This window comes from Aureimonas sp. D3, assembly GCF_001463805.1.
Lineage (GTDB): Bacteria > Pseudomonadota > Alphaproteobacteria > Rhizobiales > Rhizobiaceae > Aureimonas > Aureimonas ureilytica_A.
The window spans coordinates 1-9,957 of record NZ_BBWM01000044.1; the positions used below are offsets into that span (position 1 = coordinate 1).

Sequence of the window (9,957 nt, forward strand, 5' to 3'; positions counted from 1 at the left end):
CGGCTCGCTCCACGGGCTCGATCGGCCCGATCTGGCGGCCGTCTCCCGCTTCTCGCGCGCTCCGGCCGCGCCCGAAGCCGTGGCCGAGGCGACGCTGGAGGACGAGGCCCTGGCCGAAGCGCAGGTCGCCAGCCGGCAGCCAGATGCAATCGCCAGCGACACGGACGACGCGGACGATACGCCTGATAGCGCGGCGCAGGAATTTGCCGAGCTTCTGGTACCCAAGCCGACGGCACGCCCGCTCCTCAGCCGCGCGCCGGAAGAACGCGACGAAGACGAGGACGACGAGGATGAGAATGACGGCGCGCCGACGCGCGTCGCCGCTGCGAGGTCTCGTCCCGCGCCATCGCCCGCGCCGACCCTTGTGCCGCGCCAGCCCGCCAAGCCGGCGCGCGACGTACCGGTTCTAGCCTATGCAAGGCCCGATGCCGGCGCGCTGCGCATGGACCCGAGCGCCGTCGACCCGCCGGCCCTGCGCCCCAGGATCGGCAATGGAACGGCCGTCTACGACATCTCGGCCAAGACCGTGTATCTGCCGAACGGCGAACGGCTCGAAGCCCATTCCGGCCTCGGTCCCATGCGGGACAATCCGCGCTTCGTCCACGCCAAGAACCGGGGGCCGACGCCGCCCCATACCTACAAGCTGACCTTGCGCGAAAGCCTGTTCCACGGCGTTCAGGCCCTCCGGCTGACCCCGGTCGGCGGGCAGGGCAAGATCCACAATCGCGTCGGCCTGCTCGCCCATACCTATATGCTGGGCAAGGGGGGCGACTCCAACGGCTGCGTGTCCTTCAAGGATTACAAGCGCTTCCTCGCCGCCTATCGGCGCGGCGAAATCCGTCAGCTCGTGGTCGTCGCCCATATGGACGCGAGCCCCAAATCGCTCTTCGCCTGGCTTTTCAAATCCTAGGAGCGCTTCCAGCGAACCAGTCGCAGCCACAAAATTAGAAAGCCCGCAGGAGCGGCCTTTCCAGGAGGCGGGGCGACATCGCGCCTTGGAAAGTTTCCAGCCTGCCGCAGCTACGAGCCCTCCAAGCTTGGCCATGACCGGATGTCGGGCATGGCGGCACGAGGAGAGTTCCATGGACACGACGTCTTCGAAGACGACGGGCGGCTTTGCTGGCGCAACGCCGGGGCCGGGCGGCGAATGGCATCAGACCGCCGGAGGCGACGTGCCGGTGCTGACCACCAGCCAGGGCATTCCGGTCTCGGACGATCAGAACTCGCTGAAGGCGGGGCGTCGGGGGCCGACGCTGTTGGAAGACTTCCACTTCCGCGACAAGATGTTTCACTTCGACCATGAGCGCATTCCCGAGCGCGTGGTTCACGCGCGCGGCTTCGGGGCTCATGGCGTGTTCGAGACCTATGAATCCCTGTCCGATCTCACGAGTGCGGACCTGTTCCAGCGCGCGGGCGAGAAAACCGACATCTTCGTGCGTTTCTCGACCGTTGCGGGCAACAAAGGCTCGGCCGATCTGGCGCGCGACGTGCGCGGCTTCGCCGTGCGCTTCTATACGAAGGAGGGCAACTGGGATCTCGTCGGCAACAACATCCCGGTCTTCTTCATTCAGGACGCGATCAAGTTTCCCGACCTGATCCATGCCGCGAAACAGGAGCCCGATCGCGGCTTTCCGCAGGCCCAGACGGCCCATGACAATTTCTGGGACTTCATGTCGCTCACGCCCGAGGCCATGCATATGGCCATGTGGATCATGTCCGACCGCACGATCCCGCGCTCCTTCCGCTTCATGGAAGGGTTCGGCGTCCACACGTTCCGCCTCGTCAATGCGGACGGCAAGTCCACCTTCGTCAAGTTTCACTGGAAGCCGGTGCTGGGCCTTCAGAGCGTCGTCTGGAACGAGGCGCTGAAGCTGAACGGCATGGACCCGGACTATCACCGCCGCGATCTCTGGGAAGCCATTCAGAACGGCGACTATCCCGAATGGGAACTCGGCTTCCAGCTCTTCGACGAGGAGTTCGCAGAGCGCTTCGCCTTCGACGTGCTCGACGCCACCAAGCTCATCCCCGAAGAAGACGTGCCCGTGCGCCCGGTCGGCAAGTTGACGCTGAACCGCACGGTGGACAATTTCTTCATGGAGACGGAGCAGGTCGCCTTCCAGACCGGGAATGTCGTGCCCGGTATCGACTTCTCGAACGACCCGCTGCTTCAAGGCCGCAACTTCTCCTATCTCGACACGCAGTTGAAGCGTCTGGGCGGGCCGAACTTCACGCATATCCCCATCAACACGCCGCGCTGCCCCATGGCCCATTTCCAGCAGGATGGGCACATGGCCATGCGCAATCCCAAGGGGCGGGCCAATTACGAGCCGAACTCCTGGGGCGGGGCGGCCGGCGGCCCGCGCGAAGACCCCGAGCGCGGCTTCCGCTCCTGGCCCGAGGAGATGGGAGGACAGAAGCTTCGCATCCGCGCCGAACTCTTCGCCGATCATTACAGCCAGGCGCGCCAGTTCTTCATCAGCCAGACCGAGGTCGAGCAGACCCATATCAAGGACGCGCTGGTGTTCGAGCTGTCGAAGGTCGAAACGCCGGTGATCCGCGAGCGCGTCGTCTCGCATCTTCGCAACATCGACGACGATCTGGCCAAAAAGGTCGCGGACGGACTGGGGCTCAAATCTCTGCCCGACGCGGTCGCCCCGGCGCGCGCCGTCGTGCAGGGTCTCAAGCCCTCGCGAAAGCTTTCGATCGCGCTGAACGGCCCCAGGAGCTTCAAGGGCCGCAAGCTCGGCGTGCTCGTCACCGATGGCACGGACGCCGCGCTGCTCGGCGAACTGGAAGCGGCGGCGAAGGCGGCCGGCGCGCTGGTCGAGCTTGTCGGGCCAACGGTCGGCGGCATCACGCTCAGCGATGGTTCGGTGCGCGAGCCCAAGCAGAAGGTGAATGGCGGCCCGTCGGTTCTTTACGACGCGGTGGTGCTTCTGCCCTCGGCTGACGGCACCACGCTTCTGACCGGAGAGGCGACGGCCAAGGATTTCGTGTCCGATGCCTTCGCCCACGCCAAGTTCATCGCCCATACCAAGACGGCCGCGCCGCTTCTCGCCAAGGCCGGCGTGGAAGCGGACGAGGGCGTGATCGCTCTATCGAAGGGCGGGGCGGAGGCCTTCCTTCAAAAATGCGCGGCTCTGCGCTTCTGGGCGCGCGAGGCGAAGCTGCACGCCGTCTGAGGCGGGGGGCGCATGATCGGGGCGTGGCGCTTGGAGACGCGTCGCGCCCCTGTCTTGCAAACGCTGGCATCAGCCGAAGATGATGCGGCGCAATTCCTCTTCGGGCGTCGTCTTCGATATCTGAAGGCCGGCGATGAACTCGGCCGGCGGAATGGGGCGACCGAATAGAAAGCCCTGGATTTCGTCGCAGTCGAAGCGGCGCACCCAGGCGGCCTGTTCCTCGGTCTCGATCCCTTCCACCACGATCCGCGCTTTCATCAAACGCGCCATGGAAATCACGGCCTCGGTCAAGGCGCGGTTCTTGGGCAGGGCGCGCACGAAGCTGCGGTCGATCTTGATGCAATCCACCGACATTTCGTGAAGCCGGGCGAAGTTGGAATAGCCGGTTCCGAAATCGTCGATCGAGATGCGCACGCCCATGGCGCGCAACAGTTCCATATTGGCACGCACCGGCGCGCTGTCGTCCAGGAACAGGGTTTCGGTCAGTTCCAGCTCGAGTTCCGGCCCTCGGCATCCCGAGGCGGCCAGAGCGACGCCGACCTCCTGCGCGAAATCGGGATCGCACAGCTCGCGCAGCGAGATGTTGACGGACATGCTGATACGATAGCCCGCCTCGCGCCATTCACCTTGTTGGCGCAGCGCCTCGCCCAGGACGAAGCGACCAAGTTCGCCAATCAGCCCGATCTCCTCGCATAGGGCGATGAACTGGCCGGGCGGCACCAGCCCGCGCGCGGGATGGCGCCAGCGCACGAGGGCTTCGGCCCCGACCGGCACGAGATCGCGCGCGCGCAGGCGCGGCTGGTAATGAACCTCGAATTCGCCTTGCGCCATCGCGCGCTTGAGATCGCTGGCCAGCGCGTGCTTCTCTTCCGAAGCGGCGCGCATCTCGCTGGAGAAAAAACAAAAGCCGTTTCGCCCGCTGCCCTTGGCCGCGTAGAGGGCAAGATCGGCCCCCTGCATCAGCCGGGGCATGTCCGCGCCATGCTGGGGATAGAGCGCGATGCCGATGCTCGGAGTCACGGCCATGACCCGCTCCTCGCAGAGGACGGGTTCCGAGAGGCTCGCGATGATGTCGCCCGACAGCTTATGCAGGCGCTGATCGCCCCGGCCCCGGAACGCGGCGAAGAACAGGAACTCGTCGCCGCCCAGCCGGACCACATGGTCGCCGCGGCGGCACAGGCGGGAAAGGCGGCAGGCCATCTCCTTGAGCAGCATGTCTCCGAAGGCATGGCCGAGCGTATCGTTCACGGCCTTGAAGTGATCGAGGTCGATGAAGAGAATGCCGAAATGCCGGTCGCGCACCCGCGCCCCGTCCATCATCCGTTCGAAAATAGGGGCGAGCGCCAAGCGGTTGGGCAGGCCGGTCAGCGCGTCCGTATAGGCGATCTTGCTTGCGCGCTCTTCTTCTTCCTTGAGCCGACTGACATCGGTTTCGCTGATCAGGATGGAAGGCTGGCCGGACGCGGGGTCATGGCAGAAGCGCGCCGTCATCTCGTGCCAGCGGCGCCCCCCCTCGGTATGGATCTGGGCGATCTGGTTGGCTTCGCCCGCCCGTTCCAGAGCGTCGAGCAGGGACGTATAATCCCGGCGATGGACGAAGCGACGGCACAGGTCGCCGTCGACGCCGGCAAAGGCCCGGCTGGCGGCCGGGTTGGAATAGAGCGCTTTGCCCGCCCGATTATAGAGAGAGATCATCACCTGCGTGTGGATCAAGGCATCGGCGCGGCGCAGGGCTTCGTGCTCGTGCTTTTCCGCTATGCGCCCTTCGCACAGAAGCGCCATGCGCCCGTCGCCTAAGCGCAGGCCACTGAATCGAACCTGCAAAGGGCGGGGAATTCCACCGGGATAGACGGTCCAGAATTCCGAAAAGACGGCATCCTTGGTAATGAAATCCTGCAGATACTGGGCAAGACGCCGCTTCACGCTCACCGACATGTCGGAGAGCAGATCGCGTTGGCTAAGCTCCGTCAGCGTGGCTGCGTTCCAGATGTCGAGGCCGGGCCCGTTCGCCCAGATGATCCGCCCGGCGTCGAAGTCGTAGACCCAAAGCCCCGTCTCGACGCGCCGGCTCAGAGCCGCGAAATCGATCTCGGTGCCGGCGCTGGCCTCGCTCGCGGCAAGAGGCGTTGTCGTGTCCGAAGCTGGCATGGTGGCTCACGCTCCTCTGTCAGCGAACGCAAGCGCGACCATAGGCGAGAACGCGAGCACAAGCCGCCGAGCATCAGAGCGTCGGTTCAGAACCCGCTGCGAAACGCGCTTCTCAGAAACCGATTCGCTCTGTGAGAGACGATGACGAAAGGGAAGCTGAATGACGGCGTGATGAAGGGCCTTCTTCCGACAATAAAGACCTCGCATCTTCGCTTCCAACCTGATTCTGAACATCGCGGCAGTTGGACACGTGTATTCCAAGAGCATTTAAAAAGAATGTAGGGTTAAAACGTCGTGCTGATCGTCTTTGCGGGTGATATTTCTCGAAAAACGCGGCGACGCTAAGTCACCTCGAGAGAGTTGCGCGCATCATAGATGGAACGAAGGGCCGGCGGGAGGCGCCGGCCCTGCCGGCTACTGGATGCGCCGTCCGTCCTGGATGGCCTTGAGGATGATGCCGCGCGCTTCCTCGACGTGATGAATTGCGTCGGTCAGGCCATGCTCCTCCGTCCAGCGGGCGATTTGCCGCAGCATGGCGGCGATGGCCTGGAGATCGCAGCCCTCGTCGAAGTCGAGATCGAGATCGTGGGCGGCGGACGCGTCGAGGGATTTGGTGTTGCGCATGTCAGGCAGCCTGTTCGCAGCGGCGGTCGAGGGATGGGAAAGCGGGCGGTTCGTCGCGGCGCGCGTTGGCGCGAACCGCGAGGCGAACCGAGAGGGATGGGGGAAGCAGGGTGACGCTGGCTTTGGGCGTCAGCGAGGGCGCGCTCGTCTCGGCCCGGATGTCGAAAGCGGCGGCGAGTTCCAGAACGAGGATCTGGATTTCGAGCATGGCGAGGCCGATGCCGACGCAGGCGCGAGGACCGACGCCGAAGGGCATATAGGCCGGCGTCGCATGCGAGCGTTCGGCGTCGAAGCGCTCGGGCTCTGGCCAATGGCGCGGGTCGCGATGCATGTGCCAGGGGCTCACGAGAAGCGAGGTGCCCTTCTTCAGCCGGGTTCCGCCCAGCTCCGTGTCGGCCATGGCCTCGCGCGAGAACCAATAGGCCGATGGGTAAAGGCGCAGGATCTCCCGCGTGAAGCCGAGGCTGAGCGAGGCCGAGGCGAGCCTGGACGGGTCGAGTTCGCCGCCCGCGTCCGCCAAGCCCACCGCCTCGGCCCCGATGCGCGCGGCGAGCGCGGGATCGGCGGCCAGATGCCAGAAGACCCAGGCTGCCGCCGTTCCCGTCGTGTGATGGCCGGCCAGGATCAGCATCAGCACTTCGTCGCGCAGATCGCTTTCCGACAGGCCGAGCTGATGAAGTTGATGGACGAGGCTGCCGGGGCTGGTGCGACGCCGTGCGCGGTCCACCACGCCTGCCATCATGGATTTGGCCTTGGCGAGGTTGCGCCGCTTGCGCCAGACGGCGCGCGGCGAAGGGACGAGCTGGAACATGCCGTCGGCGAGATCGTCCTCGACGAGATGCACGGCGCGGATCAGCGTGCCTTCCTCGACCGGGCCGAGAACGCCCTGCCCGAACAGAACGGTGCAGACGACGCGCAGCGCCAGCGGGGCCGTCACCTTATGGGCGTCGAACGTGCCTTCGCGCATGAGGCTGGCGAAGGTGCGCCGGTAGAGCGCCGAGATTTCGCCGACATAGGTGGACGCGACGCCCTTGGCCATCTGGCCGTGGATGGCCTTGCGACGGCGCGCATGCTCCTCGCCGCTGATGGTCAGCGAGCTTTTCCCGACGATCTGGCGCAGCTTGTGGATGAGCCGGCCCTTGTCGATCTCGGCCGGGGGCGCTTTCAAGAGCGGTTTCACCAGCGAGGGATCCACCACGAGATAAAGCGGCGTGAAGCCGAGCCGCAGCCGCTCCAGGCGCTCCGCCGAGCCATTCCCGCGCGACAGGAAGAAGCGGAGCGGGTCACGCCGAAAGGCGCTGAGGTCCGAAAAGGGATGGGGCATCGTGAATCTCGACGGTTTGGAGAGTGGACCGAAGGCGCGCGAGCGTCCGGGGCGGCTGGTCGGCGAGAGGAATTTCGCCCGCAACCGCATGCAGCGTGCGGCCGAAACGATCGGCGCCGATCGCCTGCGGCGGACCGTAGCGGCGCGTCGTAATGCCGATGCGGCGCAGGAAGCGCTCGTAGGTCAGGTCGGCAATCGCAACGAGGCCCGTCAGCCGCTGATAGGATGCGATATGCATCATCAGCCCGTAGACCTTCAGCGCGCGCTCGATCCGCACGGAGCCTTCTCCGATCACGCCAAGGCGCGAGACCTCGGCGAAGTCCGGGCGCGCGGGAAAGGGCCGGGACGAAGCAAGATGGGGGAAGACGTCGCGGCTGAGATATGGCACCGTCGTCGGCGTCAGCCGAAAGCCGCCGATGATTTGATCGCACTCTAGAAGCGCGCAATGCAGCGCTTGGTCGGTGTCGAACTGGTCGCGCTCCTCCTCGCCCTGGACAGTCAAGTCCCAGCCGAGTTCGTCCACAAACAGGCGCTTGCGAAAGCGCCTGAGCGCCCCCACCAAAGGCGCGTCCTCTGCTTCGAAAACGAAGACGGCGCGATTTTCATTTGATATGGCCACCTGATATCCCGCATCTCTTCGACGCGTCGATCCTGGCCCGTCGCAGGATCGGGTGGCATCGCATGATCAGGGGAGAAACTTTTGGGCGTTGAAGAGATGCTGTCGGCGATCGAGGCGGCCGAAACCGTCGAGGCGTTGACCGAACTCCTGCAACGCTTCGTGGAATCCCACGGCTTTTCGGGCTTCGCCTTCATGGATGCCGGCTCGCCGCTTCAGGGCATTCCGTTTTCGGTCGGCACGTCGGGCGAGGCCTGGGAGGAGGAATACCGCTCCAACCGTTTCTTTCAGGTGGACCCGTGCGTCGATCTGGCGCGGCGTACCAACAAGCCCTTCCTCTGGAGCGACATCTCGCTGCCGGCCAAGGCCGGGGGGCGCAAGTCCGGCGCACTGAAGACGATGGAGGCCGCGCTCGACCATCGCTTCACCAACGGCGTGACCATCCCCTATCACTTCGCCGATCATCTCGGCCGTGTCTTTTCCAGCTCCAGCGTCTTCTTCTGGAAGAGCCGGCGCGAAGAACTCATCGCGCTCTTTTCCCGCCCCCGCGTGCGGCAGGATTTGCATCTCGTCATGCTCTACTGGGCGCAGCGGATGATGGACCTGACCGCCCATGCCCGCGCGCAGCCGCAGCGCTTCGTGGACGAGGAGGGCAAGCCGTTGGTGGAGGTGAGTCTGACCGATCGCGAGCGCGACGTGCTTGCATGGGCCGCTCATGGCAAGACCGTGCCGGAAACCGCGATCATCCTGTCGGTGTCGGAGGATACGGTCGTCACCCATATGCGCAACGCCATGCGCAAGCTCGGCTCGGAAACCAAGACCCATGCCGTGGTGAAGGCGATCTATCTCAACCTGATCAATGTCTGAGAAAGCCGGCAGGCCGGCGTTAAGCTTGGCCGGCTAGCGTGCCCGGAAGGGTTCCAGACGAGGGCGCAGGACATGACGGCGATCGATCCCCAACAGAGCGTGCGCGGCGCGCCGACGATCCGCACCATCGCCATGCCGGCGGACACGAACCCGGCCGGCGATATTTTCGGCGGCTGGCTTCTGGGGCAGATGGATCTGGCGGCGGGCGCGGCGGCGGCACGGCGCGCCAAGGGGCGCTGCGCGACGATCGCCATTGATGCCATGCAATTCCTGAAGCCCGTCTTCGTCGGGGACGAGGTGACGCTTTACGCCGAGCTTGTGCATGTCGGGCGCACCTCGATGAAGATTTCCGTCGAGGCTTGGCGGCGCAGCCGCGAAAGCGAGGAGACCGAGCAGGTCACGCGCGGCCTCTTTACCTTCGTCGCCATCGACGCCCAGCGCCGGCCGCGCCCGATCGACAGGCCGGAGCCCGAGACGGACGCCTGAGAGAGGACAACGACGGCGGCCAAGCGCGGGCGGCCTTCGAGCGAGTTTCCCCTTACCACCAGCCGGGCGGAACGGCGCGCGCCGGGGCGACCTGCGAGCGGCGGGGGGCGTGCGAGCCGGGCGGCCAGGCGAGCCCGGCGTGGAGCGAGCCGCCGCGCGGCAAAAGCGGGCTGTGGAACGGGTCGCTCGCGGCGACGCCCGGCCAGCGCGCCAGAAGCGCGCGGGCTTCGCGCGACCCGTCGCCGGGGAGCGTCAGCGGCGGGGCGGAGAGTTTCAGCACGGCGTCGGGCGATTGCACCACGCGCCGCCCGAAGGCTTGAAGCTTCAGGGCATAGTCCTGCGCGCCGAAGCGATGGGGAAAGAGAAGCGCGTCGAAGCCGCCGAGCGCCAGGAACTCGGCGCGCCGCGTCAGGACGGCGCTCCAAGAGAGGCCCGAGGTCTGGCGCGCGACCGTGAGCGCGTCCCCATAGGCGGGATCGCCCGATGCCACGCCTTCGAAGGCCGGCAGCGAATGGCCGAGGGGCGAGAGGATGCGGCCGGCCTCGGCCACCGCGCCGTCCCCACCAAGAAGAACAGGCGCAACGGCGCCGACATCGGCTTCCGCGATGCGGCTCGTCAGCTCGTCCAGCCAGTCCGCCGCCAGAGGGCGCAGGCGCGCGTCGAGAATGCAGACGAGATCGGCGGGGGCAGCTTCCACCGCCGCGTTGAGC

General features: G+C 65.9%; 8 protein-coding genes and 1 pseudogene. 4 read left to right on the forward strand and 5 right to left on the reverse strand.

The window, feature by feature from the left end; all coding sequences use genetic code 11:
- Window positions 1–910 (forward strand): DUF2778 domain-containing protein (locus AUL36_RS23810; protein WP_156418374.1); only part of this gene is annotated, 910 nt, incomplete at its 5' end.
- 172 nt (window positions 911–1,082) lie between these two features.
- Complete coding sequence (locus tag AUL36_RS12935; RefSeq protein WP_062221435.1) at window positions 1,083–3,182, forward strand: catalase; 2,100 nt, start codon at window positions 1,083–1,085, stop codon at window positions 3,180–3,182.
- 69 nt (window positions 3,183–3,251) lie between these two features.
- Here the strand turns inward: AUL36_RS12935 and AUL36_RS12940 are convergent, their stop codons facing one another.
- The 4 genes from AUL36_RS12940 to AUL36_RS12955 form a co-directional block, all read right to left on the reverse strand.
- The gene (locus AUL36_RS12940) at window positions 3,252–5,330 is read right to left on the reverse strand and encodes a putative bifunctional diguanylate cyclase/phosphodiesterase (RefSeq protein WP_062221437.1); all 2,079 of its coding nucleotides are present in this window, start codon (window positions 5,328–5,330) and stop codon (window positions 3,252–3,254) included.
- Window positions 5,331–5,744: 414 nt separating this feature from the next.
- The gene (locus tag AUL36_RS12945) at window positions 5,745–5,954 is read right to left on the reverse strand and encodes a hypothetical protein (protein WP_062221439.1); all 210 of its coding nucleotides are present in this window, start codon (window positions 5,952–5,954) and stop codon (window positions 5,745–5,747) included.
- A gap of 1 nt (window position 5,955) precedes the next feature.
- Entirely contained in the window at window positions 5,956–7,278 is a 1,323-nt protein-coding gene (locus AUL36_RS12950) for a cytochrome P450 (protein ID WP_062221441.1), read from the reverse strand.
- The gene (locus AUL36_RS12955; RefSeq protein WP_210168862.1) at window positions 7,238–7,837 is read right to left on the reverse strand and encodes an acyl-homoserine-lactone synthase; all 600 of its coding nucleotides are present in this window, start codon (window positions 7,835–7,837) and stop codon (window positions 7,238–7,240) included. The genes AUL36_RS12950 and AUL36_RS12955 overlap by 41 nt, the downstream gene beginning before the upstream one ends.
- Window positions 7,838–7,978: 141 nt before the next feature.
- Here AUL36_RS12955 and AUL36_RS12960 point away from each other — a divergent pair, with 141 nt between their 5' ends.
- Both AUL36_RS12960 and AUL36_RS12965 read left to right on the forward strand, forming a co-directional pair.
- Window positions 7,979–8,761, forward strand: coding sequence for a helix-turn-helix transcriptional regulator (locus AUL36_RS12960; RefSeq protein WP_058633996.1), 783 nt, complete (start codon window positions 7,979–7,981; stop codon window positions 8,759–8,761).
- 72 nt (window positions 8,762–8,833) lie between these two features.
- The gene (locus AUL36_RS12965; RefSeq protein ID WP_062221445.1) at window positions 8,834–9,247 is read left to right on the forward strand and encodes an acyl-CoA thioesterase; all 414 of its coding nucleotides are present in this window, start codon (window positions 8,834–8,836) and stop codon (window positions 9,245–9,247) included.
- Between the two features lie 52 nt (window positions 9,248–9,299).
- Here the strand turns inward: AUL36_RS12965 and AUL36_RS12970 are convergent.
- Window positions 9,300–9,957 (reverse strand): annotated as a pseudogene (locus tag AUL36_RS12970) (hypothetical protein); the annotation flags it as partial.